This window comes from Segnochrobactrum spirostomi (assembly GCF_009600605.1).
GTDB lineage: Bacteria > Pseudomonadota > Alphaproteobacteria > Rhizobiales > Segnochrobactraceae > Segnochrobactrum > Segnochrobactrum spirostomi.
On record NZ_VWNA01000001.1, the window covers coordinates 703,228 to 729,230 of the forward strand.

Annotated in this window: 24 protein-coding genes and 1 pseudogene; 9 read left to right on the top strand and 16 right to left on the bottom strand. The window is 69.0% G+C overall.

Annotated elements, in window-relative coordinates; all coding sequences use genetic code 11:
- Window positions 1-13 precede the first annotated feature (13 nt).
- Window positions 14-1,450 carry a methylenetetrahydrofolate--tRNA-(uracil(54)-C(5))-methyltransferase (FADH(2)-oxidizing) TrmFO gene (gene trmFO, locus F0357_RS03230; RefSeq protein ID WP_153478667.1) on the top strand — a complete coding sequence of 479 codons (1,437 nt, stop codon included), beginning with the start codon at window positions 14-16 and terminating at the stop codon, window positions 1,448-1,450.
- 3 nt (window positions 1,451-1,453) lie between these two features.
- On the opposite strand, the gene F0357_RS03235 is transcribed toward trmFO, so the two are convergent.
- The 6 genes from F0357_RS03235 to yajC all read right to left on the bottom strand — a co-directional run bounded on the left by F0357_RS03235 (window position 1,454) and on the right by yajC (window position 6,212).
- Window positions 1,454-1,819: a VOC family protein gene (locus F0357_RS03235; protein ID WP_153478671.1), complete on the bottom strand. Its 366-nt coding sequence runs from the start codon at window positions 1,817-1,819 to the stop codon at window positions 1,454-1,456.
- 24 nt (window positions 1,820-1,843) lie between these two features.
- The gene (locus F0357_RS03240) at window positions 1,844-2,689 is read right to left on the bottom strand and encodes a phytoene/squalene synthase family protein (RefSeq protein WP_153478674.1); all 846 of its coding nucleotides are present in this window, start codon (window positions 2,687-2,689) and stop codon (window positions 1,844-1,846) included.
- Window positions 2,690-2,735: 46 nt separating this feature from the next.
- On the bottom strand, window positions 2,736-3,149 hold the full coding sequence (locus tag F0357_RS03245) for an Mth938-like domain-containing protein (protein ID WP_153478678.1): 414 nt from the start codon (window positions 3,147-3,149) through the stop codon (window positions 2,736-2,738).
- 85 nt (window positions 3,150-3,234) lie between these two features.
- Window positions 3,235-4,179 carry a protein translocase subunit SecF gene (gene secF, locus F0357_RS24370; protein ID WP_153478681.1) on the bottom strand — a complete coding sequence of 315 codons (945 nt, stop codon included), beginning with the start codon at window positions 4,177-4,179 and terminating at the stop codon, window positions 3,235-3,237.
- A gap of 29 nt (window positions 4,180-4,208) precedes the next feature.
- Window positions 4,209-5,819 carry a protein translocase subunit SecD gene (gene secD, locus F0357_RS24375; RefSeq protein WP_153478683.1) on the bottom strand — a complete coding sequence of 537 codons (1,611 nt, stop codon included), beginning with the start codon at window positions 5,817-5,819 and terminating at the stop codon, window positions 4,209-4,211.
- Between the two features lie 51 nt (window positions 5,820-5,870).
- Complete coding sequence (yajC, locus tag F0357_RS03260) at window positions 5,871-6,212, bottom strand: preprotein translocase subunit YajC (RefSeq protein ID WP_153478685.1); 342 nt, start codon at window positions 6,210-6,212, stop codon at window positions 5,871-5,873.
- A 327-nt stretch (window positions 6,213-6,539) separates the two neighbouring features.
- Here yajC and F0357_RS03265 point away from each other — a divergent pair, with 327 nt between their 5' ends.
- A complete protein-coding gene (locus tag F0357_RS03265) occupies window positions 6,540-7,427 on the top strand; it encodes an ATP-binding protein (RefSeq protein WP_153486071.1) in 888 nt (295 codons plus the stop codon).
- A gap of 7 nt (window positions 7,428-7,434) precedes the next feature.
- Here F0357_RS03265 and F0357_RS03270 read toward each other — a convergent pair whose 3' ends face one another.
- The 6 genes from F0357_RS03270 to F0357_RS03295 all read right to left on the bottom strand — a co-directional run bounded on the left by F0357_RS03270 (window position 7,435) and on the right by F0357_RS03295 (window position 13,619).
- Window positions 7,435-8,433 carry an ABC transporter ATP-binding protein gene (locus F0357_RS03270; RefSeq protein WP_153478689.1) on the bottom strand — a complete coding sequence of 333 codons (999 nt, stop codon included), beginning with the start codon at window positions 8,431-8,433 and terminating at the stop codon, window positions 7,435-7,437.
- Between the two features lie 108 nt (window positions 8,434-8,541).
- Window positions 8,542-9,972 (bottom strand): FAD-binding oxidoreductase, encoded by a 1,431-nt coding sequence (locus F0357_RS03275; RefSeq protein ID WP_153478692.1) that lies wholly within the window; start codon window positions 9,970-9,972, stop codon window positions 8,542-8,544.
- A 245-nt stretch (window positions 9,973-10,217) separates the two neighbouring features.
- Window positions 10,218-10,553, bottom strand: coding sequence for a hypothetical protein (locus F0357_RS03280; protein WP_153478696.1), 336 nt, complete (start codon window positions 10,551-10,553; stop codon window positions 10,218-10,220).
- Between the two features lie 92 nt (window positions 10,554-10,645).
- A complete protein-coding gene (locus F0357_RS03285) occupies window positions 10,646-11,275 on the bottom strand; it encodes a TerC family protein (RefSeq protein ID WP_312861677.1) in 630 nt (209 codons plus the stop codon).
- A 199-nt stretch (window positions 11,276-11,474) separates the two neighbouring features.
- Window positions 11,475-12,374 carry a DMT family transporter gene (locus F0357_RS03290; RefSeq protein ID WP_153478698.1) on the bottom strand — a complete coding sequence of 300 codons (900 nt, stop codon included), beginning with the start codon at window positions 12,372-12,374 and terminating at the stop codon, window positions 11,475-11,477.
- A 147-nt stretch (window positions 12,375-12,521) separates the two neighbouring features.
- The gene (locus tag F0357_RS03295; RefSeq protein WP_208948190.1) at window positions 12,522-13,619 is read right to left on the bottom strand and encodes a thiamine pyrophosphate-dependent enzyme; all 1,098 of its coding nucleotides are present in this window, start codon (window positions 13,617-13,619) and stop codon (window positions 12,522-12,524) included.
- A 90-nt stretch (window positions 13,620-13,709) separates the two neighbouring features.
- Here F0357_RS03295 and F0357_RS25410 point away from each other — a divergent pair, with 90 nt between their 5' ends.
- Window positions 13,710-13,994 (top strand): hypothetical protein, encoded by a 285-nt coding sequence (locus F0357_RS25410; RefSeq protein WP_208948191.1) that lies wholly within the window; start codon window positions 13,710-13,712, stop codon window positions 13,992-13,994.
- Here F0357_RS25410 and F0357_RS25415 read toward each other — a convergent pair.
- From F0357_RS25415 to F0357_RS03305, 3 genes and pseudogenes are all read right to left on the bottom strand, one after another.
- Window positions 13,880-14,128, bottom strand: a pseudogene (locus tag F0357_RS25415) (thiamine pyrophosphate-binding protein); the annotation flags it as partial. The gene F0357_RS25410 and the pseudogene F0357_RS25415 sit on opposite strands and share 115 nt — an antisense overlap.
- Window positions 14,129-14,509: 381 nt before the next feature.
- On the bottom strand, window positions 14,510-14,959 hold the full coding sequence (locus tag F0357_RS03300; RefSeq protein WP_153478702.1) for a DNA polymerase III subunit chi: 450 nt from the start codon (window positions 14,957-14,959) through the stop codon (window positions 14,510-14,512).
- Window positions 14,959-16,458 carry a leucyl aminopeptidase gene (locus tag F0357_RS03305; protein ID WP_153478705.1) on the bottom strand — a complete coding sequence of 500 codons (1,500 nt, stop codon included), beginning with the start codon at window positions 16,456-16,458 and terminating at the stop codon, window positions 14,959-14,961. The genes F0357_RS03300 and F0357_RS03305 overlap by 1 nt, the downstream gene beginning before the upstream one ends.
- A 333-nt stretch (window positions 16,459-16,791) precedes the next feature.
- Here F0357_RS03305 and lptF point away from each other — a divergent pair, with 333 nt between their 5' ends.
- The 6 genes from lptF (at window position 16,792) to rsmA (ending at window position 24,618) form a co-directional block, all read left to right on the top strand.
- Window positions 16,792-17,964: an LPS export ABC transporter permease LptF gene (gene lptF / locus F0357_RS03310; protein ID WP_208948192.1), complete on the top strand. Its 1,173-nt coding sequence runs from the start codon at window positions 16,792-16,794 to the stop codon at window positions 17,962-17,964.
- A 7-nt stretch (window positions 17,965-17,971) separates the two neighbouring features.
- Window positions 17,972-19,063: an LPS export ABC transporter permease LptG gene (lptG, locus tag F0357_RS03315; RefSeq protein ID WP_153478711.1), complete on the top strand. Its 1,092-nt coding sequence runs from the start codon at window positions 17,972-17,974 to the stop codon at window positions 19,061-19,063.
- Window positions 19,060-21,534: an LPS-assembly protein LptD gene (locus F0357_RS03320; protein ID WP_208948193.1), complete on the top strand. Its 2,475-nt coding sequence runs from the start codon at window positions 19,060-19,062 to the stop codon at window positions 21,532-21,534. The genes lptG and F0357_RS03320 overlap by 4 nt, the downstream gene beginning before the upstream one ends.
- Before the next feature lie 176 nt (window positions 21,535-21,710).
- Window positions 21,711-22,652 (top strand): SurA N-terminal domain-containing protein, encoded by a 942-nt coding sequence (locus tag F0357_RS03325; RefSeq protein ID WP_208948194.1) that lies wholly within the window; start codon window positions 21,711-21,713, stop codon window positions 22,650-22,652.
- 78 nt (window positions 22,653-22,730) lie between these two features.
- A complete protein-coding gene (gene pdxA, locus F0357_RS03330) occupies window positions 22,731-23,759 on the top strand; it encodes a 4-hydroxythreonine-4-phosphate dehydrogenase PdxA (protein ID WP_153478729.1) in 1,029 nt (342 codons plus the stop codon).
- Window position 23,760: 1 nt separating this feature from the next.
- Window positions 23,761-24,618, top strand: a complete 858-nt coding sequence (gene rsmA, locus F0357_RS03335; RefSeq protein ID WP_312861432.1) for a 16S rRNA (adenine(1518)-N(6)/adenine(1519)-N(6))-dimethyltransferase RsmA — start codon at window positions 23,761-23,763, stop codon at window positions 24,616-24,618.
- A gap of 9 nt (window positions 24,619-24,627) precedes the next feature.
- Here rsmA and F0357_RS03340 read toward each other — a convergent pair whose 3' ends face one another.
- Window positions 24,628-25,803: an MFS transporter gene (locus F0357_RS03340; RefSeq protein ID WP_153478731.1), complete on the bottom strand. Its 1,176-nt coding sequence runs from the start codon at window positions 25,801-25,803 to the stop codon at window positions 24,628-24,630.
- Between the last annotated feature and the right edge of the window lie 200 nt (window positions 25,804-26,003).

Consider the following 26,003-nt stretch of genomic DNA (forward strand, 5'->3'; position numbering starts at 1 on the left):
CCGAGATGCTTGCATGACCGAGACGCACTCCCCCTCTTCCGCCCCGCCCGTCCATGTCGTCGGCGGCGGCCTCGCCGGCAGCGAAGCGGCGTGGCAACTCGCCCGGCGCGGCATTCCCGTGGTGCTGCACGAGATGCGGCCGACCGCGATGACCGACGCCCACCACACCGGCGACTTCGCGGAACTGGTGTGCTCGAACTCGTTCCGCTCGGACGATGCGGAGACGAACGCCGTCGGCCTGCTCCATGCCGAGATGCGCCGCGCCGGATCGCTGATCCTCGCCTGCGCCGATACCCATCCGGTGCCGGCGGGCGGCGCGCTCGCGGTCGATCGAGACGGCTTCTCGGCGGCGGTGACGAAGGCGCTCAAGGAGCACCCGCTGATCCGGGTCGAGCCGGGCCTCGTCGCCGATCTGCCGCCGGAGGACTGGGGCTCGACCATCGTCGCGACCGGTCCGCTGACCGCGGCCCCCCTCGCCGAGGCGATCCGGCAGGCGACGGGCGAAGAGTCCCTCGCCTTCTTCGACGCCATCGCGCCGATCGTCCACCGCGAGACGATCGACATGGAAATCGCCTGGTTCCAGTCGCGCTACGACAAGCCGGGTCCGTCCGGGACCGGGGCCGATTATCTCAATTGCCCGATGACGAAGGAACAATATGACGGCTTCGTCGCCGCGCTGATCGCCGCCGACAAGGTCGATTTCCACGCCTGGGAGGCCTCGACGCCCTATTTCGACGGCTGCCTGCCGATCGAGGTGATGGCGGTGCGCGGACCGGAGACGCTGCGCCACGGGCCGATGAAGCCGGTCGGCCTGACCAATCCGCGGGCGCCGGACGTGAAGCCCTACGCGATCGTCCAACTGCGCCAGGACAATGCGCTCGGCACGCTCTACAACATCGTCGGCTTCCAGACGAAGCTGAAGCACGGCGAGCAGGCCCGCATCTTCCGGACCATTCCGGGGCTCGAGGGCGCCGAGTTCGCCCGCCTCGGCGGGCTGCACCGCAACACCTTCCTGAATTCGCCGCGCGTGCTCGACGCGACGCTCCGCCTCAAGGCGCGGCCGCACGTGCGCTTCGCCGGCCAGATCACCGGCTGCGAGGGCTATGTGGAATCGGCGGCGATCGGCCTCCTGGCAGGGCGCTTCGCGGCGGCCGAGCGGCGCGGGGCGGAGCCGGTGCCGCCGCCGGCGACGACCGCCCTCGGCGCCCTGCTCGGCCACATCACCGGCGGCCACATCGAAGCCGCGGACGAAGGCGCGCCGCGCTCGTTCCAGCCGATGAACGTGAATTTCGGCCTCTTCCCGCCGATCACGGTCGAGAAGGTCCCGGGCGTGCGCCTGCGCGGCGCGGCGAAGTCCCAGGTCCGCAAACGGGCCCTGAGCGCCCGCGCGCTTCAGGACGTCGAGCGGTGGCTCGGCGAGACGGCGGACGCGCTGGAGCCCGCCGCCTGATCCTCAGGGATGGACCAGGACGTTGATGAGACGTCCGAGCGGATCGCGCGCGAAGAATCGCCGAACGCCCCAGGCCTCCGTCGTCGGTCCGTATTCGATGGCGAAGCCCGCGCCCTCGATGCGTCTTTGGGCCTCGTCGAGATCGTCGACCTCGATCGAGAGGGCGGGAACGGGGGTCCCGTTTCCCCCCTCGCACGCCACGCTCATCTGCGGCGACGCCATGCCGGACCCGGCGAAGGTCGCGATCCAACCATGATCCATGACGGGCTCCAGCCCGAGTCCGTCGCAATAAAAGCGGCGCACCGCCGCCACGACGGCGGGACCCATGTCAGGGACCTCGATGTTCGGCACGATGCGTCGGACGATCATTCGCACTCCCTGAAAGGCGGGCCTTCACATGCGCGGAAGCCGGCCGCTCCGCGCCACGCGCCAGAGCGACCAGAGGCGGGCCAGAGGCGACACGTCGACCAGGGTGCGCAGGGGATTGCCCGGCACCGTCTCGAGCCGCTTGAGGAGCCGCGGGACGGTCGCGACGGGGAGGAAGGCCGGCAGGGCCTCGGGCGGCAGATCGGGCAGCAGCTTCGCCACCCGGCCGAGATGGTGGCGGGCGTGGTCGCGCATTTCGGCAAGCGCCGCGCGGGCCTGCGGGGTGTCCTCGCCGGCGAGCAGGCTCGCGGGCTCGGCACCGTGGCGGGCGAGCACGTCGGCCGGCAGCATCATCTGCCCGCGGGCGAGCGTGCGCGGCAGGGTCGCGAGCGTCTGGGCGATCGTCAGCGCCACCCCGGCATGGCCCGCGGCCGCCCCGGTCCGCGTCCCCTCGCCCGTCAGCACGATCGCCCCGAGCTGCACGATCGCCCCCGCCGTCTCGCCGGCGTAGCCCTCGAAGGCGGTGAGGTCGGGCATCGGGTCGTCGTAGAGATCGAAGGTGCGGGCATCGATGAGCGCGATCATCGGCGCGATCGGCAGGCGATGGCGGGCGATGGCGGCGCGCAGGAGATCGACGACCGGATGGCCGGTCACCTCGGCGTCCGGGACCTCCAGCGCGTCGCGCCACCATTGCAGGCGGATCTCGCCCGGCATCGGCTCGCGCACCACCTCGCGAATGCGGGCGATCTCGAGATCGAAGCCGGCGAGCGCGACGAGGCCGTCGCGGGCCGCCGCCGGCGCGAACAGCGCGGCGCGGTAGCGGTCGGGATCGTGGCTGCGGACGAACGCCGTCAGGTGGGCTGCCGCGTCCATATCGTCTTCCCCGTCGGATTGCCGTTCGGCCGGTCTCGCAGGCCGGCTAGTCCACCGCGAGAAGCGCGGCGGCGACCGCCCGTTCCTCGGCGAGGAGCACATTGTAGGTCCTGACCGCCGAGCCGGTCGCCATCACCTCGGCCCGCAGGCCGGCGGCGCGGAGATCCATCATCAAGGCAGGCGGCAAGGGAACGAGTGTCGGTCCCGTGCCGACGAGCAGGATCTCGAAGTCCGCGGCCTCGGCGAGCACCGGCGCGAAGGCGGCCGCGTCGAGATCGGCGACGGTCGCGACCTTCCAGCCGTGCACCCCGCTCGGCAGGCAGAGGATCGAGCCGCGATGCGACATCTCGGCGAAGCGAAAGCCGCCGTTGCCGTAGGCGTCGAGGCGCGGACGGCCCGGGAAGTGGGCATCACGCACGACGATCCCGCGCGGACCGGACCATCCCCGCTGATCGGACATCACGCGCCTCCCTCTGAGTCACCGCCGGCGGCGGGATGGCCGCCGGACTCCTGTCAACGCACGAGGCGCGTCGATGGTGCCGCGCTCAGACCGCGCCGCTCGCGGTCGCGGCGCCCTCGCCCCCGTCCTTCTTCTCGGTGCGCAGCTTGAAATAAATCAGCACCGGCGCGGCAATGTAGATCGAGGAGAACGTTCCGATCAGCACGCCGAAGATCATCGCGAAGGTAAACGAGCGGATCACCTCGCCACCGAAGATATAGAGCGAGCCGAGCGCGATCATCGTCGTCAGCGCGGTGATGAGGGTGCGCCCGAGGGTTTCGTTGATCGAAAGGTCGATCAGATCCGGGAGCGGCATGCGCTTATATTTGCGCAGGTTCTCACGGATGCGGTCGTACACGACGACGGTGTCGTTGAGCGAATAGCCGACGATCGTGAGGATCGCCGCGATGCTCGACAAGTTGAACTCGAACGGCACCAGCACGTAGATGCCGAGCGTCAGGATCACGTCGTGCAGCGTCGCGATGATGGCGCCGACGGCGAACTGCCACTCGAAGCGGAACCACACATAGACGAGGATCGCGGCCAGCGTGACGAGGAGACCGATCGCGCCGTTGCGGGTGAGTTCCCCCGACACGCGCGGGCCGACGACCTCGGTGCGGCGGATGTCGTAGCTTTGGCCGAGCGCGTCGCGGACGCGGAACACCGCTTCCTGCTGGGTGTCCTCGCCGCCGTCCTGGCGGGCGACGCGGATCAGCACGTCGTTCGGCTTGCCGAACTCCTGAATCTGGACGTCGCCCAGATTGAGGTCCGAGACCGTGGCGCGCAGGGCCGCGAGGTCGGCGGCCTTGCCGTCCTTGGTGGTGATCTCGATCGCCGAACCGCCGCGGAAATCGATGCCGTAGTTCGGGCCGATCAGGACGAAGAGCAGGATCGATCCGACGCTGAGCACGATCGACAGCGGCTGCATGTAACGCCAATACCGCATGAAATGCAGCTTGGTGTTGTCGGGGACGAGGCGGAGGAGACGCATGGCGCGGGTTTCCTGAGAATCGTCCGGCTTCAGACGTTGATGACCGTCGGCCGGCGCCAGCGGACCCAGAACGCGACGAGCAAGCGCGTGAAGGTCACCGCCGTGAACATGGTGGTGAGGATGCCGATGGCATGGGTCACGGCGAAGCCGCGGATCGGCCCGGACCCGAGATAGAACAGCACCACCGCCGAGATCAGCATGGTGAGGTTCGCGTCGAGAATGGTGCCGATGGCGCGTTTGAAGCCGAGATCGATCGACGCGATCGCACTTCGCCCGTGTCGCGCCTCCTCTCGGATGCGTTCGTAGATGAGCACGTTCGAATCGACCGCGGTGCCGACGGTGAGCACGATGCCGGCGATGCCGGGCAAGGTCAGCGTCGCACCGAGGATCGTCAGGATCGCGAAGATGAGCGCCACGTTCACGATCACGGCGACGTTGGCGATCATGCCGAGGAGGCCGTAGGTCGCGAGCATGTAGATGCACACCGCGGCGGTCGCGATGATCGAGGCGATCTTGCCGGCGCGGATCGAGTCCTCACCGAGGCCGGGGCCGATGGTGCGCTCTTCGACGATCGAGAGCTTCGCCGGCAGCGCGCCGGCACGCAGCAGCACGGCGAGGTCGTTCGCGCTCTGGACCGAGAAATTGCCGGAGATCTGGCCGGCGCCGCCGAGGATGGGCTCGCGGATGTTGGGCGCGGAGATCACCTCGTTGTCGAGCACGATCGCGAACGGCCGGCCGACATTCTGCTGGGTGATGAGGCCGAACTTGCGCGCGCCCGCCGTCGACAGGCGGAACGAGACGACCGGCTGATGATCGCGCTGGTCGAAGGTCGCCTGGGCGTCGACGAGGTCGTCGCCGGTCAGAAGCGGGGTCTCCTCGACCACGTAGGGGATCGGAGGATCGTTCATCGAATAGAGCAGCACGTCGCCCGCCGGCGGCCGCGACTGGATGGCCTGCTGCGGGTTCACGCTGGTATCGACCAGATGGAAGGTGAGCTGGGCGGTCTGGCCGACGATCTGCTTCAGGCGGTCCGGATCGTCGAGGCCCGGGGCTTCGACGAGGATGCGGTCGGCGCCTTCGCGCTGGATCGAGGGCTCGACGGTGCCGAGTTCGTCGACGCGGCGGGCGATGACGCCCATCGACTGGTCGACGATCGAGCGCACACGCTGCTCGAGGCCGTTCTGAGTGAAGGCGTAGGTCGCCTTGCCGTCGGAGCCGAGGTCGAGGGAGAATTCCGTCGTCCCCTGCCCGCCGAACAGCGTGTTCGAGAGCGGGTTCGTCAGCGCGGTCAGACGCTTGCGGGCGTCGTCCATGCGATCGAGATCGCGGATCTGGAGCGTCACCGTCTGGCCCTGGACCTTGAGGTCCGAATAGCCGATGCGGGGATTTTCGCGCAGCGTGTTGCGGATCTCACCCGTCAGCGTCTTGAGCCGCTTCTGGATGTAGTCCTGACGGTCCACCTCGTAGAGCAGATAGACGCCGCCCTGAAGGTCGAGGCCGAGCACGAGTTGCCGGTGCGGCAGCCAGGACGGCCACTTGGCGACCGTCTCCTTCGAAAAGAAGTTCGGAATACAGACCACGAACCCGCCGATCACGACGGCGAGGATCAGGGCGATCTTCCAGCGCGAGAGATAGAGCATGGTTCGCAGTCTTTGGCCGGCGACAGGACCGGCGGGAGTCTTATCGGGCGATCAGGCGTTGTCGTTGACAGGTTCGCCCTTGGCGCGGACGTCCTGAATCGCCGACCGCAGCACGCGCACGCGCACGGTCTCGGACAGCTCGACCTGCACCTCGGCGTCGTCGATGACCTTGACCACCTTGCCGATCAGACCGCCGCTGGTGACGATCGTATCGCCGCGGCGCACGTTCTTGATCATCTCCTGGTGCGCCTTCTGGCGCTGGCGCTGCGGCCGCAGGATCAGGAAATACATGATGCCGATGATGACGATGAAGGGAAGGAACTGCATCAGCAGGTCCATACCCGCGGGAGCACCTCCAGCGGCTTGGGCATAGGCCGGCGTGATCAGAAACATCGTTTCGTCCTTCTGTCGTCGACAATTTCGGTAGGCGCGTCGCACCCGGACCATCGGTCTCGCGCGGAATCGCGCCGTACCGACGAACCCTCGGCAAAGCGGCGCGGACTATAACGACGACGGGCTGCTTTGCAAACCGCTCGCGCTTCGGTGGTCCGGCACCCGGGGCGCGGGCGCGCGGGCCGGGGCGTCGCGGGGCTCAACGAACCGTGCTAAGGGGCGTGCGGAGCCGGCCGGGACCGGCTCGCCGACGCGCGGTCCGCGCCGTCCCGACGGGGAAGGCGGCCCGCGCCCGCGATGCGTGGAGTGGCGTCCTTGACCGACCCGATGTCCGAGAAGATCGACCTGTCCCCCCTCCTCGCGCGGCTCGACGCGATCGCGGCGATCCTGGCCCGCGCAGCCCCGCCGGCCCCGCGGCTGATCGATTTCGCCGTCGCCGACGCCTTCGTCTGGTCGCCGTCGCCGCAGGGGCTCGATCCGGTGGCGCGGGTCAACCGGGTCGAAATCGCACTTCTCAAGGGCATCGACAACGCCCGCGACGAACTCCTCGAGAATACCGAGCGCTTCGCCCGCGGCCTCCCGGCGAACAACGTGCTGCTGTGGGGCGCCCGCGGCATGGGCAAGTCGTCGCTGGTCAAGGCGGCCCACGCCGCCGTCAACGAAGGGTTCGCGCGCGACGGCTCGACCGAACGGCTGAAGCTCGTCGAGATCCACCGCGAGGACATCGAGAGCCTGCCGGCTTTGATGGCGGCGGTGCGCGCCGCGCCGCACCGCTTCGTCGTGTTCTGCGACGACCTATCCTTCGATTCGGGCGACACCAGCTACAAGTCGCTCAAGGCGGTGCTCGACGGCGGCATCGAGGGCCGGCCGGACAACGTGTTGTTCTACGCAACCTCGAACCGCCGTCACCTGCTGCCGCGCGACATGATGGAGAACGAGCGCTCGACCGCGATCAATCCGGGCGAAGCGGTCGAGGAGAAGGTCTCGCTGTCGGACCGCTTCGGCCTCTGGCTCGGCTTCCACAAGTGCAGCCAGGACGAATATCTCGCGATGGTGCGCGGCTATGCGGAGCGACACCACCTCAAGGTGGACGAGGAGACGCTCCGGGCACGGGCGCTCGAATGGTCGACCACCCGCGGCTCCCGCTCGGGCCGCGTCGCCTGGCAGTTCATCCAGGATCTCGCCGGGCGGCTCGGCCAGCGGCTCGAGGCCTGAGGTCGGCTCAGGGCGTCCCCGGGGGCACGACCGCCTCCTGCGGCGGGCGAGCGCGGTAGACGAGGCCGTATTTGGTCCGCGTCACCGCCATATCGCGGAACCAGTTGACGAGTTCGCCCCACGGATCGTTGAGCTTTTCGAGGCCGGTCAGGCAGGCCAGCACCGTGCCGATGTCGGCCTCCTTGTTGAGCACGAGATAGCCGCCGAGCAGAAGCACGAGCCCGATGCCCACGTGGTAGGACAGGTTCATCAGGAAGTTCATGGTGAACTTGAACTTGTAGATGCCCATGTTGAGCGCGAAGGCCTGGGTGGCGCGGTCGATCTGAAGCGACAGGCGGGAGTGCGCCTCCGAGTGCTCGGCGATGCCGACGCCGATCTCGCGCAAGGTCAGGATGCGCGACGCCGCGCGTCGGTTCACCGCCCGCTGCATCAACGGCACGAAGACGAACTGCGGCAGCAACACCACGAGGCCCGGCACCACCATGATCGGCTGCAGGTACGCCATGTAGCTGATCACGCTCACGAGCACGCCGGCCTGGAGCAGCGGTTCGGAGAAGGCACCGCCGACGAAGGCGCCGATGGGATCGGATTCGGCGAGCACGATCGAGATGTCGACGCCGTCCTCGGCCGCGACGTGACGCGGCTGGGCATCTTTGCCGGCGAGCACGGTGCGACGCAGGTACAGAACCGCCCGCTCGCCGACCCAGCCGCGGTAATAATTGAGCCCGAGCTTGATCAGCCCCTCGGCAAGTGCAAGGCCGACATAGACCAACACGAGGGTGACGATGGTGGCGAAGGATCCGCCGCCGAGGGCGTCGTTGACGAGCCGGCGCTGCACCTCGAGCGGGGCGGCGTTGAGGAGGAAGACCGCGACGGTCAGTGCGACGAGCACGACTTGATGCGGCGCGCTGAGCTTCAGGATGAAGGCGAAGAGGGAGCGCGGCAGCGGTTCGGCGGCAGGCTTCGGCGCACGCTCGGGGATTGTCGGAATTGGCCTGCCGTCCATCGCCTTGGCGCGCGCTCCTCGTCTTTGACACCTTTATGAACGGGCGATGCGCGCGGGATCTTGAGGCGGATCAAGCGCTTCTGCGACGTTTCGGCACCGCTCTGCGTTTCAGCGCCGCTCCAGGATCCGGCCCGGGTTGAGAATGCCGTTCGGATCGAACGCCGCCTTCACCTGCCGCATCATCGCGAGCTCGACCGGCGCCTTCACGCCCGGCAGCAGGTGCGCCTTGAGCCGGCCGACCCCGTGCTCCGCGGCGATCGAGCCGTCATAGGTCTGGACGATGGCGTGGACGACGGCGTTCATCTCCTCCCAACGGGCGAGATAGGCGGCCTTGTCGGCACCCACGGGCTGGCTGACGTTGAAGTGCAGGTTGCCGTCGCCCATGTGGCCGAACGGCACCGGCCGGCAGCCCGGCACCAGCGCCTCGACGGCGGGGATCGCCTCCGCGAGGAAAGCGGGAATGGCCTCGATCGGCACCGAGATGTCGTGCTTGATCGAGCCGCCTTCGTGCCCCTGCACTTCGGACATGCCGTGGCGCAGCCCCCAGAAGGCCTGCTGCTGGGCAAGGCTTTCGGCGAGCGCGGCGTCGAGCGCGATGCCCGCCTCGATCGCCTCGGCGAGCAGGGCTTCCATGAGGCCGCGCGCGTCGATGCGGGTGCTCGGGCTCGAGACCTCGATGAGCACGTACCAGGGATGGGCGCCCGCGAACGGCCGCCGCGCGCCGGCCAAGTGCTTGAGGCCGAATTCGAGGGCGAGGCCCGCCATCAGTTCGAAGCCGGTCAGCAGCGGCCCCGCCTCGCCCAGCCGCTCGAACAGCGCCAGCGCCTTGGCCGGGCTTTCAACGGCGACGAAGGCGACCTCGCGGGCGGCGGGCTTCGGAAACAGCCGGAGCACGGCGGCGGTGACGATGCCGAGCGTCCCTTCCCCACCGATGAAGAGCTGTTTCAGGTCGTAGCCGCTGTTGTCCTTGTGGAGCCGGCGCAGGCCGTTCCACACCTCGCCGGTCGCCAACACCACTTCGAGCCCCAGCACGAGCTGGCGGGTGTTGCCGTAGGCGAGGACGTTGGTGCCGCCCGCATTGGTCGAGACGTTGCCGCCGATCCGGCACGAGCCCTGGGCGGCGAGCGTCAGCGGGAAGATGCGTCCGACCGCATCCGCCGCCTCGTGGACCTTGTCGAGAATGACGCCGGCTTCGGCGACGAGGGTGTTGTCCTTCGGATCAACCGAGCGGATGCGGTCGAGCCGGTCGAGTGAAAGCAGGATCTCGCGACCCGAAGCATCGGGCACGCCGCCGCCGACCAGGCCGGTATTGCCCGATTGCGGGACGATCGCGGTCCCGGTCTCCGCGGCGAGGCGCACGATCGCGGCGACCTCCGCGACCGATCCCGGGCGCAGCACCAACGGGGTGTGGCCATGGAAAAGATTGCGCCGCTCGGCGAGATAGGCGGCCTGCGCGGTCGGATCGTCGAGCGCCCGTCCGGGCTCGACGAGGGCTTTGAATCGGGCGACGAGGGTCGGGTCGAGGGCGGGGATATCCATAGCCCGCGATCCTAGACCAGAACGGCCACGAACCGAAGGCCGCAGCGGGGCGGGCGGCGGAGAGGCTCGCAAAAACGGGCCGCCACGGCGGCGGCAGCCCGTGTTGTGCATCGGAGGCTCGCAGTCTCCGATGTCGAGGGCGCCGCCCGGCCTCGGCGCGTCACGCGCCTTGGCGTTCTGGATGTTTCGGAGAGCGGCTTCGTGCGGGCCGAGCGGAGGAGCCCGGGTCACGTCCCCCGTTCGCTTCACGTCCGGGGGACGGAGAGAATCGCCGGGCTTTCCTGCGGAGCGGGCGGTGGCTCGTCGATGCTCGGGTCCTCGGCGGGATCGAGACCGGGATCGTCAGGCTCGCGGCGCGGAAACTCGATCGGACGGGTGTCGGGATCGGGCATCGGCACCGCGGGGCCGTCGGGCGGCAGCGGAACGCGGTCGGGATCGTCCGGCCGCGGCGGCGGCTCGGTCGGCGACCACGGCGAAGGATCGGGGTCGCGCGGCGGCCGGATCGGCGCGCCCGGCGGCGCGACGGGCACCCCGGCGGAGGGCCGCACGGCTTCGGAGCGAAATTTCAGGACGTTGGACATGGTGAGCCTCCGGGACGGGATCGCCTCCCGGAGACCAATGCGAGCCGACGACCGATGTTCCCGGCGCATCGCGCCGGGGCTCAGGCCCCATGTCAGAAGGTGCCGGTCTTGTGCAGCACCTCGAGGCCGCCCTCGTAGATCATCTTCAGGGCGATGTAGAGGATGATCGCGAGGCCGACATAGGCGATCCAGCGGAAACGGGCGAGCAGGTTCGCGATGAGCGACGCGGCGAGGCCCATCAAGGCCACCGACAGCGCAAGGCCAATGACGAGCACGGCCGGATGTTCGCGCGCGGCCCCAGCGACGGCGAGGACGTTGTCGAGAGACATCGACACGTCCGCGAGCACGATCTGCATCACCGCCTGACGGAAGGTCTTGCGCGGCGGCGCCTCGTCGGCGTCGACGTCGGCGACGGCGTGCTTCTGTGCCTCGGCTTCGGCGCGGATTTCGCGCCACATCTTCCAGCACACCCAGAGCAGGAGGATGCCGCCAGCGAGGAGAAGGCCGATGATGGCGAGGAGGTGGACGGTGATCGCCGCGAAGAGGATGCGCAGGATGGTCGCCGCCCCGATGCCGAGCAGGATCACCTTGGCGCGCTGCTCCTTCGGCAGGCCGGCGGCGGCCATGCCGACCACCACGGCATTGTCGCCGGCGAGGACGATGTCGATGAGGAGAACCTGAAGGAGCGCGGCGAGGGCCGGGCCTTCGAACAGATCGGCGATCAGATGCAAGGTCGCTCCCTTCGGCTGGAACTTCGACGGTGCCCGGGCGCGGGCGCGGCGGAGTTCTGACAGCACAACGGGGCCGCTCGCGCCCCGCGCGATCGAACCTCCATCCCGGCAGCCCTCCCCGCAGCGGACTGCCGCTCAGGGCTCTAGACGGAAGCCCGCGCGAATTCAACCCGCCCCGGCGGCGCGGCGATCAGGCGAGCGGTCGGCGCATGTCGCGGACTTCCCGCACGAACACGACGAGGCCGCTCGCCACGATCATCAGCGCCCCCACGACGACGTTCGAGGACGGCGCGTGGTTCCAGATCGCGTAGGAATAAAGGAAGGCCCAGAGCAGTGCGGTATATTCGAACGGCGCGAGCGCCGAAGCGGGCGCGCGGCGCACGCTCTCGTAGAGCAGGAACTGACCGCCGCCTCCGACCACGCCGATAAGGCCCATGAGCGCGAGGTGGCTCGGCGCGACGGGCGTCCACACCCACGGCAGCGCGATGCCGCAGGCGATCAGGAAGAAGCCGTTGATGACGACCATCTGCACCTGGGTCGTCTCCGCCTCGCTGATCCGGCGCAAGAGGACGTAGCTCAGCGCCCACAAGGCCGCGGCGGCGAGCGCCATCCCCGCCGCCAGCGAGACCCCGCTCGCCTCCGCCGCGCAGGCGACGACGACGCCGCCGAAGCCGAGCAGCGTCGCACCCCAGCGCACCAAGCCGACCCGCTCGCCGAGCAGCGGCGCCGCAAGCAGCGTCACGATCAGCGGGGCCGCGAAATAGAGCGTCTCGAGGTCGGCAAGCGGCAGTTCCCGCGCCGCGTTGTAGAAGAGAAGCCACGCCGACAGCATCAAGGAGGCGCGCAGGATCAGGCCGCGGAAGGTCGGCGTGCGCGCCACCGCGCGGATGACCTTGCCCCGCCCGCTCGCGAGCGAGAGGACGAAGATCGTCAGCGAGCGCATGAACAGGATCTGCCAGACCGAGGCGCCGTCGACGAGCCACTTGATGAGCGCGTCCTGGGAGCTGAAGCAGAAATAGGCGGCGATCGCGAGCCCGATTCCAGCCAGCACCGCAGTGGAGCGGTCTTGGGTCAGAGCCTGGCTGGTCATGGGAGAAAATTCCGGAAAGGCGACCGCAAACGAACGGATGTGACCTTAGCGCATCTGCGATCGCAAAGCTTCGCCCAAAGCGACACGGGCCCGGGCAAATGGCCGTGACCGTTTACCCCAGCCCCCGGTTTACCCCAGGAGCCCCCCTTACCCCAGAAGACCCGCCAGCTTCCGCGTGATCGGCACGACGACGACGCTCGTGCCCTTGCGGGCGAACGCGGCGGCGACCTGCGTGCCGACCTCCTCAGCGGTGGTCGCGAGCGACGTCGCGGCGCCATAGCCCCTGGCGAGCGAGACGATGTCGAGCCCCGGCAGGTCGAGGCCCGGCACGTTCGGGGTCCCCTGGAAGTCCGCGAAGGCTTTGAGGATGCCGTATTCCTCGTTCTGGAGCACGACGAAGACGACATCCGCGCCTTGGCGGACCGCCGTGTAGAGGCTCTGGATGGAATATTGGAACGAGCCGTCGCCGATCAGGCAGAGCACCGGACGGTTGCGGCCGGTCTTGCGCTCGGCCATCGCGAGGCCGATCGACGCCGGCATGGTCCAGCCGAGCCCGCCCGAGGACAGGCAGGCATAGAAGCTGTCCGGCGTCCCGATGCGGAAGCGATCCTGCATCGCCGGCACGTTCGACGGGGATTCGTCGGTCAGAATAAAATCTTGCGGGCAGACCTTACGAACGGCTTCGAACACCGCGGCCGGTGCGAGGGGCAGTGTTTCGAGATCGACCGGCGCCGGCGGACGACGCAGCGGCGCAGCGATCCCCGCCGCCCGCTGCGCTAGGCGGGGCAGGATCGCCTCGAGGAAGAGCTTGCTGTCGGAGAGCACGCTGTCGCCGACCGGCGCGCGCGCGGCGGCATCGGGATCGTCGGTGACCTGCACGAGGGCGGCGCCCGACGGCAGATAATCCCCGGCGACGAAGGGATAATAGCGGAACACCGGGGCGCCGACGACGAGGACGAGATCGTGACCCTGGAGGCGGCCGGCGAGCGGCCCGATCGCGGCCGGCAGCACGCCGGCATGGAGCCGGTGGGTTTCCGGGAACGGGTTGCGCTCCGAGAAGGGCGCGGTCCACACCGGCGCCTCGAGCCGCTCGGCGAAGGCGATGCCGGCGTCCCACGCGCGGCTGCGGCCAATCTCCGGGCCGAACACGACGACCGGATTGCGGCTCGCCGCGATGCGGTCCGCAACCGCTTCGAGCGCTTCGGGATCGGGCGCGGTCCGGGTCGTGACCGTGCGGACCGGCACGTCACCCGCGATCTCCTGGCCCCAATCGTCGAGGGGGAGCGAGAGGAAGACGGGACCCGCGGGGGCTGCACGGCCATCGCATAGGCCCGCATGAAGGCGGCCGGCACGTCGGCGGCCCGCGCCGGTTCGCAGCTCCACTTGACCCACGGGCGCGGCAGCTCGGTCGCGTTGACGTTCGTCAGGAGCGGCTCGAGCATCAGCATTTCGCGGGTCTGCTGGCCGGCGGTGACGATCAGCGGCGTGCGGTTCTGGAACGCGGTGATGAGGGTGCCCATCCCGTTGCCGACGCCGACCCCGGTGTGGAGATTGACGATCACCGGCTTGCGCAGCCCCTGCGCCAGTCCGTCGGCGATGCCGATGACGCTCGCCTCCTGAAGTGCCAGCACGTAGTCGAAATCGCTCGGGAAATCCTGGAGGAACGCCTCTTCCGTGGAGCCCGGATTGCCGACCATCGTCGTCACGCCGAGACGGCGGAGCAGATTGAACGTCACATCCCTGACGGTCGCCATATGGGCACCCTGAAGCAGCCTCTCGCCGCCAGTTTAGGAGGCTTTCCGGCTGGGCGGAACTGATTTGAGAAAGGGAATCCGGAACATCCTTCAGGGAGGCATATCCCTTTCTTCGGGATGCCGCTTTCTGATGCTTTTATGCTCGACGCCCGCAAGAGTCCCTCCCCTGCCAGGGGGAGGGACAGACCGGCGCAGCCGGTCAGGGTGGGGTCCGGCGCGCCCCGCGCGCTGGGCGGCATGCACGACGACCGTCGTCTCGCGCTCGGATGCCGTGCGGTCGTGCCCTGGGCGTTCACCCCACCCCGGCGCTACGCGCCGACCCTCCCCCTCGAGGGGAGGGTTAAGGCGGGCGTTTTCAACGCGCTAGCGCCGCCTTTGCCGTCAAGCCTTGCGCTCCCAGCGGCCGTTGGATGATTGCTGCCAATAGGTGACGGCGAAACCGGCGGCCTTGCCTTCCTTCCAGCGCAGCCGCGCCTCGGCGAGGGCTTCCTCGTCGGTGCCGTCGAAGACGAACACCGCTCGCTCGTACGGCGCGAGATCGGGCGGCGCGGCGCGGTCGACGAGGAAGCGGACGGTCGCCCCGTTCGGATTGTCCTGCCCCTCGGTCAGGAACACGGGCTGGTCGGCGCCCGGACCGTCCGAGGCGGTGCCGTGGGGCAGGAAGGAATCGTCGCGAAAGGTCCATAGATGGGCGTCGAGCGCGTCGCGGCGCTCGCGCGACCCCGTCTGTACGACCACGCGCCAGCCGCGCTCGAGGGACTTCTCCAGAAGCGGAGGAAGCACCGCCTCGAGCGGGCGGCCTTGCAGGTGATAGAAGAGAACCTCCGTCATCACTCCGCTTCGTGGAAGGTGGCGACGAAGCGCTCGAGGAGGCGCACGCCCCAGCCCGAACCCCAGGACCGGTTCGTCTCGGTCGCCGGCGAGCCCATCGCGGTGCCGGCGATGTCAAGGTGGGCCCACGGGGTGTCGCCGACGAAGCGCTTCAGGAACTGCGCCGCGGTGATCGAGCCGCCGTAGCGGCCGCCGGTGTTCTTGATGTCGGCGAACTTCGATTCGATCATCTTGTCGTAGTCGCGGCCGAGCGGCATGCGCCACACCGCCTCGCCGGTCGCGAGGCCGGCTTCGGTCAGGTTCGCGGAGAGCGTGTCGTCGTTCGAGAACAGGCCGGCATGGTGGTGGCCGAGGGCGACCATGATGGCGCCGGTGAGGGTGGCGAGGTCGATGACGAGCTTCGGCTTGAAGCGCTCGATCGCGTAATGCAGCGCGTCGGCGAGCACGAGCCGGCCTTCGGCGTCGGTGTTGATGACCTCGATGGTGGTGCCAGACCGGGCCGTTACGATGTCGCCCGGGCGCTGGGCGTTGCCGTCCGGCATGTTCTCGACGAGGCCGATGACGCCGATCGCGTTGACCTTCGCCTTGCGGCCGGCGAGCGCGGAGAGAAGGCCGGTCACGGCGGCGGCGCCGCCCATATCGCCCTTCATGTCCTCCATGCCCTGCGCCGGCTTGATGGAGATGCCGCCGCTGTCGAACACCACGCCCTTGCCGACGAACAGAAGCGGTGCCTCGCCCTCGGCCCCGCCGCGCCATTCGAGCACGACGAGACGCGGCGGCCGCACCGAGCCCTGGGACACGCCGAGCAGCGCGTTCATCCGCTCGGCCCGCAGCTCCGGCTCGCCCAGCACCTCGACGCGAACGCCGAGATCGGCGAGCGCGCTCGCACGCTCGGCGAACTCCACCGTGCCGAGCACATTGGCCGGCTCGTTGACGAGGTCGCGCGCCAGCACCACGCCGTTCGCGATCGGGGCCGTCAGGCTCCAAGCGGCGTCAGCGCCGGCGAGATCGCCCGTCGCGAACACGGCCGTCTGGGTGCCCTGCTCGTCGTCCTCGCCCGGCTTCGACTTGTAGCGGTCGAAGCGATAGGCGCGCAGCAGAAAGCCGAGCGCCGCGTCGGCCGCATCCGCCCCCGCCACCGGGCCGCCGGCCCGCTCGACAACCACCGTCACCTCGGCCGCTTGGGCGCCGGCGAGCTTGCCGCTCACCGCCCCGCCGAGCCGGAACCAATCGCCGGCGGCGAGGTCCGCCGCCGCCCCGAGACCCACGATCACGACCCGGTCGAGGGCAAGCGCGGCGGGTGCCACGACCTCGAGTGCGGAGAACTTCTTGCCCTTGAAGCCCGCGGCGCGCACCGCACGGGTCAGCCCGCCGCCGGACGCGCGATCGAGCTCGGCGCCGATCGGCCCGAAGGTTCCCCCCTCGTCCGCGAAAACGACCGCCGTGCCGGCCGCCGGGACGGACGCTGCAGCAAAGGAAATCCGGGGAAGCAGAGCCATGAAAGAACCTCGACGGGGGCTTGAGACGACACGTTTCGAAAGTCGGCAGAACATGGCGCTTCCCCTGCGCTTGAGCAAGCGGGGGACGCCGCGCGTCGGCGCGAGAAAATCGAACCAAAAGGTTTCTTTAACCCGGGGAAGCGAACCTTTTCCACATGTTGGTATATCCGCATTTCGGCCACGAGAGCATGGCATCACCCCGTCGGCCGGCATGGCGGGGCGATCGGTGCATTGCACCATACCCTCACCTCGGCGTATGTGTTGAGGCGATGCCTCGTTTGGCATTGGGGGACGGCCATATCGGGCGTCCCGTGTTCCGAGTGCACTATGGGCTTGATCGCGCGATATATCTTCAGAAGGGCCGCGATCGCCTTCCTGGCCTCCCTCGCGGTGCTCGCGAGCGTCGTCTGGGTGACCCAGACGCTGCGCCAGCTCGACCTCGTCACCTCCAAGGGTCAGGCGCTCGGCATGTTCCTGAGCATCACCCTTCTGGCAGTGCCCTTCCTCGCGCTTCTCATCACCCCCTTCGCCATCGTCATCGCCACCATCGTCACGCTGTCCAACCTGAGCGCAGACAGTGAGATGATCGCGATGCACGCCTCGGGCACGTCGCGCGGCTTCATCCTGCGGCCGATCCTGATCCTCGGTGTGGCGGTCGGCCTGTTCTCGGCCTTCCTCGCGCTGTGGGCGGCGCCGACCGGCCTCCAGGCCGTCCGTGTCGCGCTGACCCAGGTCCAGGTCGACATGGTCGCGACGATCATCAAGCCGGGCCGCTTCATCGAAATGGAGCCGGGGCTCACCTTCCACATCCGCAACCGCAACAGCTCGGGCGACATCGAAGGCCTTGTGCTCGACGACCAGCGCGACCCCGAGCGTGGCTTCACCTATCTCGCCAAGGAAGGCCAGATCGCCCAGGCCATCGGCCGCACGCTCCTTGTCATGAAGGACGGGACGATCCAGCGCAGCAACAAGAAGGACCACTCCCTTTCGATCGTCCGGTTCGACACCTACGCATTCGATCTGACGACGCTGACACCGGCCGGCGTCGCCCCGGTGTTCCGGCCGTCCGAACGCTCGACCTACGATCTGATGACGATGCCGCCGGACGAGAACTCGAGCGAAATGAACTCCGGCCGCATCCGCGCCGAACTCGCCGATCGGTTCAGCCAGCCGCTCTATCCCCTTGCGTTCGCTCTCGTCGTGTTCCTCTTCCTCGGCGAGCCCAGGACCAACCGCCAGAGCCGCGCGACGTCGGTCATCGGCGCCGTGCTCACCGTCGCGGCGATCCGCCTCGGCGGCTTCGGCGCCAGCACGATGGCGATCCATTCCCCGCTCGGCGCGGCGTTGATGTTCGCGCTCCCGATCGCCTCGATCGTGATCGCCGGCGGCGTCATCCTCTCGGATGCCCGTATCGGCCTGCCCCGGCCGATCGCCGCCGTCATCGACGCCTTCAGTGATCTTCTGACCCGCCTCGCCGCCCGCGCGAGCGCCACCGGCACCGCGTGAGGCTCGCATGATCGGGCGGACCCTCGCAGGCTATCTTTCCACGCGGTTCGCCCGCTGGATCATCGGCGTCTTCCTCGTCGGCGCCGCCCTCGTCTTCATCGTCGATTTCTTCGAGCTGATGCGGCGCGCCGGGGACCGGCCCGATTTCAGCATCGCCGAGGCCGCCCTCATCTCGCTGATGCGCACCCCGTCGCTCACCGAGCGCGTGCTCCCGTTCGCCGCCCTGTTCGGCGGCATGGCGGCCTTCGTCGGATTGACGCGCCGGTCGGAACTCGTGGTGATCCGCGCCGCCGGCGTGTCGATCTGGCAGTTCCTCGCCCCCGCTGTCCTCGTGACCGCGTTCATCGGCCTGTTCGCCGCCCTCGCCTACAATCCGGCGGCGGCGTGGCTGAAGGAGAAGTCCGACGTGCTCAGCCTCGATCTGCTCGGGCGTGAGCAACTCGTGATGCTGCAGACGACCCAGGAGGTCTGGCTGCGGCAACGGGGTGACGGCGAGGATTCCGTGCTCCACGCCGATCAGGTGACGGCAGGCGGTACCCAGCTCACCGGCGTCACGATCTTCGTGTTCGACGAGGCAGGCAATTTCCTCAAGCGCATCGAGGCGGACCATGCCGTCTACGAGCGCGACCATTGGCGCCTGACCAAGGCGATCGTCTACACCCCCGATGCGGCGCCGCATCCGATGGCGACCACCGAGATCGCCACCGAGATCCGCCCGACCGAGATCCTCGAACAAATCGCACAACCCGACGCCGTGTCGTTCTGGCAACTACCGGGACTGATCGACCGCGCCGAGCGTGCAGGCCTTGCGGTTTACCCGTATCGCCTGCAATTCCAGTCACTTCTGTCGCTTCCCGTGCTGCTGTCGTCGATGATCGTCATCGCGGCAACGGTTTCGTTACGAGTGTCGCGCTTTGGTGGCACCGGACGTCTCGTCGCGAGTGGTGTGGCTGCAGGGTTCGTGCTTTATGTGGCCACGGAGATCGCGCGGGACTTTGGGAGCGTGGGCATCATTTCCCCGACCATTTCCGCATGGTCGCCCGGGATCGTCGCCGCCCTGTTGGGCTCGACGATCTTGTTGAACGTGGAGGACGGATGACGCGCCCGCACCCAGACCGGGTTCCGGACGGCAGGACTCGTCGTCGCCGCATCGCGATGAGCGGTACGGCGATGGTGCTCCTGTGCGCGCTCGCCCTCTCGGTCACGCGAGGGGCGGCACAGCCTTCTGCCGCCAGCATCACACCGCAGACCAACGCCGCGCAGACCACGACGGTTGCGCAGACGGGAACGACTGCGTCCAACGCCTCGGCGAAGGGCGGCAGCATGGCCGTGTTCGGACCGAAGGTCGATCCGAACGCGAAGATGCTGCTCGAGTCGGATCAGGTTTCCTATGACAGCGGAACCAACGTCGTCACCGCGACCGGCAACGTTCAGATCTATTATGACGGCAACACGCTGACGGCGGACAAGGTCGTGGTCGACCGCACCAAGAACACGGTGCAGGCCGTGGGACAGGTCCGGATCACCGACAGCGACGGCAACGTCGTGACGGCGGAATCGGCGAACCTCACCGACGATTTCAAGAACGGCGTGATGGAGACGGTGCGCGCCTATACCGGGCAGCGCACCATGATCGCCGCCAACAAGGCGACCCGCGAAGGCGGCGAGACCACCGTGTTCTCACGCGGCGTCTACACCGCGTGCGAGAGCTGCACCGACTCGAACAAACCCCCGATTTGGCAGATCAAGGCGAAGAAGATCACGCACAAAGAAGACGAGCATATGCTTTATTATCATGAAGCACAGCTCGACTTCCTCGGCGTGCCGATCGCCTACATGCCGTACATGTCGCAGCCGGACCCGACGGTGAAACGCAAGTCGGGCTTCCTGATGCCGAGCCTCGTCGCAGGCAGTGACATCGGCTACGGCACGCGCATCCCCTATTTCTGGGCGCCGGCGCCGAACTACGACCTGACCGTCGCGGCGACCCCGCTGAGCCGGCAGGGCGTACTGCTCGATGCGACCTGGCGCCAGCGGTTCGTAACGGGGCAATACACGATCCAGGCCTCCGGCATTTCCCAGGCCGATCCGAGCGCCTTCGGCAACACCTCGGCCAATATCGACCAGCGCGGCTTCGCCCGGACCACCGGCGAATTCCTGCTCAACAATTATTGGAAATGGGGCTGGGATCTCGGCTGGACCAGCGATCCGTCCTACCTGACCGATTACGGCTCCGTCGGATCGGGTCAGACCGAGCTCACCTCGACGGTCTACCTGAACGGCGTCCGCGACCGGAACTATTTCGACCTGCGCGCCTACGCTTATCGCGTGAGCCAGGTGAACTTGCTCGACACTTCGCTCCAGGCGGCGGATGGGTTCTCCGCGCCGGGCCTCGACCAGCAATCGAAGCAGCCGATCGTCCACCCCGTCTGGGATTATGACGGCGTCTGGGGCGATCCGATCGCTGGCGGCGAGCTGTCGTGGAAGTCGAACCTCACCTCGCTCACCCGCGAGACGACCGACGCCTATTCGGTGACGACCCCGGAGGGGACGATCGACCGATTCCGCGGCATCGAGGGCACCTTCAACCGCTACTCGCTCTATGCGCAGTGGCGGCGGCAATATGTCGACGGCCTGGGCCAGATCTTCACGCCGTTCGCCTACGCCCAAGGGGATATCTTCCAGCTCGACAACGCCGATCCGGACGTGACGCGGCTGACCGATCAGTCCGTGGTGGTCCGGGCGATGCCGGCGGTCGGCGCGGAATACCGCTATCCCTGGCTCGTCGCCTCCACCTGGGGCAGCCAGGTGTTCGAGCCGATCGCCCAGATCATCGTGCGGCCGGACGAGCAGAACATCGGCGATCTGCCGAACGAAGATTCGCAGAGCATCATCTACGACGAGACGACCCTCTTCGAGTGGGACAAGTTCTCGGGCTTCGACCGCACGGAAGGCGGCACGCGCGCCAACGTCGGCCTGCAATACAGCCTGCAGATGCCGGGCGTCGGCGCCCTGCACGCCACCGCCGGTCAATCGTTCCAGCTCGCCGGGCGCAACTCCTATCAGGTGCCCGACATTCTCTATTCGACGGCGGATTCCGGCCTGCAGACGACGCAGTCCGACTACGTCGCCGGCGCCATGTTGACGACCGAGCAGGCGTTCAAGATCGGCAGCTCGTTCCGCTTCGCGTCGAACGATCTCTCGGTCAATTCGGCCGAGATCGCCGTCTCCAACGTGTTCGGTCCGCTCACGGGGCAGGTCATCTACGCCTACCTCGCCAAGCAGCCCGATCTCGGCGTCGACAAGGACCGCGAGGAAATCCACCCCGCCGCCTCGCTGCAGCTCATCGACCAGTGGCGCACCTTCGGCGCGATCCGCTACGACATGATCGGCAAGGATGTCGTCGGCGACAGCCTCGGCGTCGCCTATGACGACGAGGCGTTCTCGGTTTCGCTCGCCCTCTCCGAAGACCGATCCGGCTCGAGCGGCCAGGCGGTGTCGCGCACGGCCTATCTCCGGGTCGGCCTGCGCACGCTGGGCGACATCTCGACCTCGTCGAGCGGCTTCTGACGCTTGCGAACGGGCGAATCCTGGCCGAGAACAGCACTTTAGAGCCGTGCTTCCGCCATAAGGGCGGAGCACATAGGCTGACGACGACCGATTCGGCACCGCAACCGGCGCCCAAGAAGATCAGGAGACCGCCGCCTATGAAGGGACTCTCGACGGCGATCCGCGGAGCGCGCTCCATGTCGACCGCGCGTGCCGCCACGCTCGGCCTCTTCGTCGCCCTCGCCGCCCCGCTCTTTGCTGCGCCGGCCTTCGCGCAATCGCAGATCAAGGTCATCGTCAACGACCAGCCGATCACGAGCTACGAGATCGCCCAGCGCGCCAAGCTCCTTCAGGTCACGGCAAAGAGCCCCAACGCGGTCCAGGCGGCGACGCAGGAACTGATCGACGAGCGCCTCAAGATGCAGGAGGCCAAGAAGCGCGGCATCACGGTGAGCGACGCCGAGGTCAACGCCGCCTTCAACTCGATCGCCGAGCACGTCAAGATGAAGCCGGACCAGCTCGCCGCCGCGCTGGCCCATTCCGGCACCAGCGCGCAGACTCTGAAGGCTCGCCTGCGCGCCCAGATCGCCTGGGGCGACGTGGTGCGCGCCAAGTTCCGCCGCGATATGGACGTGTCCGACCAGGACGTCGTCGCCGCCATGCAGCAGCAGTCGAAGGACGGCAAGGCGGGCGCGGCCGCGGACAAGGCGACCACCATGCAATACGACCTGACCCAGATCATCCTCGTCGTGCCGGCCAAGGATGGCCCGGGCAAGATTCAGGCGCGCATGAAGGAAGGTGAGGCGCTGCGCCAACGCTTCGTGAGCTGCGACCAGGGCATCGCCTTCGCCAAGGAGCTTCCGGCCGTCGTCGTCAAACCCGTCGGCCGCCGTCTCCAGTCCGATCTGCCGCAGGCGACCGTGGACGTCCTCAACAAGACGGCGGTCGGTCATCTGACGCCGCCCGAAGCCAGTCCGGATGGGGTGCGCCTCGTCGCCGTCTGCGACAAGAAGGACATCGCGAGCGACGCGGCCGCCCGGCAAGACATCAAGCAGCAGTTGATCCAGCAGGAAGGCGACATCGCCGCCCGCCGTTACCTGCGCGAGCTCGAGAACGACGCCGTCATCGAATATCGCTGAGCCGGCAGTCGGACGGCCCACCCGTCCGGCGGGCACGTCCGCCCATCGCGCCCGCGCGGCGCATCCGAGAGCCGCCCCATGACCACCGCCGCACCGACCCATAGCGCGGGAGCCCGCCCGGTCGCGGTGACGGTCGGCGAACCGGCCGGCATCGGACCCGACCTCCTCCTCGCGATCTGGGCGCGCCGGACCGCGCTCTCCCTTCCGCCGCTGTTTGCGATCGCCGATCCCGACCTCCTCGCCCGCCGCGCCGCCGTTCTCGGCCTCGGCGTCGAGATCGCGCCCGCGAGCACGCCGGAGACCCTCGCGCTCGACGGCCCGGCTTTGCCCGTCCTCGCCACGCGCCACCCGATGCACGCTGAACCGGGCACGCCGCGCGCCGCCGACGCCCCGGCGATCGTCGAGGCGATCGAGCGGGCCGTCGCCCTCGTGATGGCCGGCGACGCCGCCGCCCTGATGACGGGGCCGATCCAGAAGGCCTCGCTCTACGAGGCGGGCTTCTCCTATCCCGGCCATACCGAGTTTCTGGGCGCCCTTTCCGAGCACCACACCGGCGTTCCGGCGACCCCGGTGATGATGATCGCCGCGCCGATGCTGCGCACCGTGCCGGTGACGATCCACATCCCGTTCGCCGAGGTGCCGAAACGGCTCACCCGCGAGCGCATCGTCACGGTCGGCCGCATCGTCGCCCGCGACCTGTCGGAGCGCTTCGGCCTCGCCGCCCCGCGGCTGGCGGTCGCCGGCCTCAACCCCCACGCCGGGGAGGACGGTCATCTCGGCCGCGAGGACGAGGAGATCGTGCGCCCGGCCGTCGAGGCGCTGCGCGCCGAGGGCATCGCCGCGACCGGGCCGCTGCCGGCCGACACCCTCTTTCACGCCGCCGCCCGCACGCGCTACGACGCCGTGCTCGGCATGTACCACGATCAGGCTTTGATCCCGGTGAAGACGCTCGCCTTCGACGAGGGCGTCAACGTCACGTTGGGCCTGCCCTTCGTGCGCACCTCGCCCGATCACGGCACCGCCCTCGACCTCGCCGGCACCGGCACCGCGAACCCGGCGAGTGTTCTCGCCGCGCTGCGCCTCGCCGCTCATCTCGGACATCGCTGACGTGGCCCAGGCCGACGACCTTCCCCCCTTGCGCGAGGTGATCGCGACCCACGGTCTCGCCGCGCGCAAGTCGCTCGGGCAGAACTTCCTGCTCGACCTCAATTTGACCGGCCGCATCGCCCGGGCCGCGGAGGTAGAGGACCGCGTCGTCGTCGAGGTCGGCCCCGGGCCCGGCGGCCTCACCCGGGCGCTGCTGACCGCCGGCGCCCGCCGCGTCATCGCCATCGAGCGCGACGAGCGCTGCCTGCCGGCGCTGGCCGAGATCGCCGATCATTATCCGGGGCGCCTCCAAGTCATATCCGGCGACGCCCTCGCGGTCGATTTCCCCGCCTTGGTCGGGGGCGAGCCGGCGCAGATCGTCGCCAACCTGCCCTACAATGTCGGCACGGCGCTGCTCGTCGGCTGGCTCGAGAGCGAGCCGTGGCCGCCCTGGTGGCGGTCGCTGACGCTGATGTTCCAGCGCGAGGTGGCCGAGCGCATCGTGGCCCCGCCGGGCAGCGAGGCCTATGGGCGGCTCGGCGTCATCGCCGGCTGGCGCACCGAGGCGAAGATCCTGTTCGACATCTCGCCGGCCGCCTTCACGCCGCCGCCGAAGGTGACGTCCTCAGTCGTCCGCCTGATCCCACGCACCACGCTGCTCCCCTGCGCCGCGGCCGACCTCTCCCGCGTCACCGCCGCCGCCTTCGGCCAGCGCCGCAAGATGCTGCGCTCGAGCCTGAAGAGCCTCGGCGGCGACACCGCAGCCCTGATCGAAGCTGCCGGCCTCGACCCCACGGCCCGCGCCGAAACCGTGCCGATCGAGGGCTTTGCGGCGCTGGCGAGGGCGGTGGCAGCCATGAAGGCCGGCACCGCACCCTGATGCCGAGCCTCACCCTCCCCTCCCCCGCAGCCCCACCGCGATGACGAAGCCGAGGGCGGCGGAGGCGGCGCCGATGAGGAAGACGCTGTCGTAGCCGGCGCGGTCGGCGAGAAGGCCGGCGAGCGGGCCGGTCAGGCCGTAGGCGAGGTCCTGGAAGGCGGAGAAGCCGCCGAGCGCGGTGCCGCGCAGATGCGGTTCGACCCGGCGCACCACCTCGCGGCCCATCGACGGGAAGACCATCGAGCAGCCGAGACCGGTCAGGAACGCGCCGACGAGGGCGGCCGCCGGCCCCGGCGCGGCCCAGATGAAGACCTGGCCCGCGGCCTCGACGGCGAGCGAGCCGATCGCGACCGGCAGGCCGCCGATGCGGTCCGGCAGGTTGCCGAGGAAGAGGCGGACGAGCACGAAGCCGGCGCCGAAGGCGGTGAGGCCGAGGCCTGCGCCGCTCCAGCCCCGCGTCATCAGATAGAGCGCGAAGAAGGCACCGATGGTGGCGAAGCCGATCCCCTGGAGGCAGACGATCGCGCCGTGGGCCCAGATCCGGCCGATCACCTGCCAGAACGGCGGCCGCGCCGCGGTGCTCTGCGGGGCGATACCCGGCAGGACGGCGATGGCGAGGAGGCCGAGGGCCGGCAACGCGAGACCGGCGGCCATGGCACCGGCGAAGCCGACGCGGTCCATGAGCACGAGGCCGGCCGGACCGCCGATCGCGAGCGCGCCGTAGATCGCCGCGCCGACGAAGGCGAGCACCCGCCCCGAGCGCGCCGGCCCGACGAGGCCGATGCCCCAGGTGATGATGCCGACCGCGACGAGGCTCTCGCCGAGGCCGATCACGAGGCGCCCGGCGAGGAGAACGGCGAAGGCCGTCCACGGGGCGTTCGGGATCAGCCCGGCGGCCGCCGAGGCGACGAGGCCGGCGCCGTAATAGACGAGCCCGCGGCGCACCCCCGCCTTGCCGCCGCGGCGGTCGACGAGGATCCCGGCCGGACCGCGGGTCAGGATGGTCGAGAGGAAGGCGAGGCCGACGGCGAGGCCCGCCCAGACATTGTCGAGGCCGAGCTGGCGGGTGACGAAGACCGGCACCACGGGCAGCGCCATGCCGACCGCGAGATAGGACAGGAAGAGGACGAAGGTGAGGGTATAGAGGCGACCCTCCGCGGGGTCGCGAACAGGACGGGATGCCATGGCGAGCTCCAGGCTTATCCTCGTCGCTACGCGCAAAGCGGCGCTCCGATCGACGAGGATCGTTGAGCGCGTTGCTTTACGTTAGACGCTTACGGCCGGTCGCCCGGCGTGGGCCTTGGTAGTCGCTCCGCAGCGCTCCTGTCAACGGCCCGCCTGACGGCGAACGGTGTCGCCTCTCGCCAAACCGCCCCGCGCGACCG

What these genes read in the sequence shown, in the direction of transcription:
- F0357_RS03270 (WP_153478689.1), bottom strand. Translation starts at nt 8,433, where the DNA reads ATGGACGGCAGGCCAATTCCGACAATCCCCGAGCGTGCGCCGAAGCCT.
- F0357_RS03280 (WP_153478696.1), bottom strand. Translation starts at nt 10,553, where the DNA reads ATGTCCAACGTCCTGAAATTTCGCTCCGAAGCCGTGCGGCCCTCCGCC.
- yajC (WP_153478685.1), bottom strand. Translation starts at nt 6,212, where the DNA reads ATGTTTCTGATCACGCCGGCCTATGCCCAAGCCGCTGGAGGTGCTCCC.
- F0357_RS03340 (WP_153478731.1), bottom strand. Translation starts at nt 25,803, where the DNA reads ATGGCATCCCGTCCTGTTCGCGACCCCGCGGAGGGTCGCCTCTATACC.
- F0357_RS03245 (WP_153478678.1), bottom strand. Translation starts at nt 3,149, where the DNA reads ATGTCCGATCAGCGGGGATGGTCCGGTCCGCGCGGGATCGTCGTGCGT.
- F0357_RS03265 (WP_153486071.1), top strand. Translation starts at nt 6,540, where the DNA reads ATGTCCGAGAAGATCGACCTGTCCCCCCTCCTCGCGCGGCTCGACGCG.
- pdxA (WP_153478729.1), top strand. Translation starts at nt 22,731, where the DNA reads ATGACCACCGCCGCACCGACCCATAGCGCGGGAGCCCGCCCGGTCGCG.
- F0357_RS03275 (WP_153478692.1), bottom strand. Translation starts at nt 9,972, where the DNA reads ATGGATATCCCCGCCCTCGACCCGACCCTCGTCGCCCGATTCAAAGCC.
- F0357_RS03235 (WP_153478671.1), bottom strand. Translation starts at nt 1,819, where the DNA reads ATGATCGTCCGACGCATCGTGCCGAACATCGAGGTCCCTGACATGGGT.
- F0357_RS25410 (WP_208948191.1), top strand. Translation starts at nt 13,710, where the DNA reads ATGAAGGCGGCCGGCACGTCGGCGGCCCGCGCCGGTTCGCAGCTCCAC.
- F0357_RS03320 (WP_208948193.1), top strand. Translation starts at nt 19,060, where the DNA reads ATGACGCGCCCGCACCCAGACCGGGTTCCGGACGGCAGGACTCGTCGT.
- trmFO (WP_153478667.1), top strand. Translation starts at nt 14, where the DNA reads ATGACCGAGACGCACTCCCCCTCTTCCGCCCCGCCCGTCCATGTCGTC.
- secD (WP_153478683.1), bottom strand. Translation starts at nt 5,819, where the DNA reads ATGCTCTATCTCTCGCGCTGGAAGATCGCCCTGATCCTCGCCGTCGTG.
- F0357_RS03240 (WP_153478674.1), bottom strand. Translation starts at nt 2,689, where the DNA reads ATGGACGCGGCAGCCCACCTGACGGCGTTCGTCCGCAGCCACGATCCC.
- F0357_RS03300 (WP_153478702.1), bottom strand. Translation starts at nt 14,959, where the DNA reads ATGACGGAGGTTCTCTTCTATCACCTGCAAGGCCGCCCGCTCGAGGCG.
- F0357_RS03290 (WP_153478698.1), bottom strand. Translation starts at nt 12,374, where the DNA reads ATGACCAGCCAGGCTCTGACCCAAGACCGCTCCACTGCGGTGCTGGCT.
- F0357_RS03325 (WP_208948194.1), top strand. Translation starts at nt 21,711, where the DNA reads ATGTCGACCGCGCGTGCCGCCACGCTCGGCCTCTTCGTCGCCCTCGCC.
- secF (WP_153478681.1), bottom strand. Translation starts at nt 4,179, where the DNA reads ATGCGTCTCCTCCGCCTCGTCCCCGACAACACCAAGCTGCATTTCATG.
- F0357_RS03305 (WP_153478705.1), bottom strand. Translation starts at nt 16,458, where the DNA reads ATGGCTCTGCTTCCCCGGATTTCCTTTGCTGCAGCGTCCGTCCCGGCG.
- lptG (WP_153478711.1), top strand. Translation starts at nt 17,972, where the DNA reads ATGATCGGGCGGACCCTCGCAGGCTATCTTTCCACGCGGTTCGCCCGC.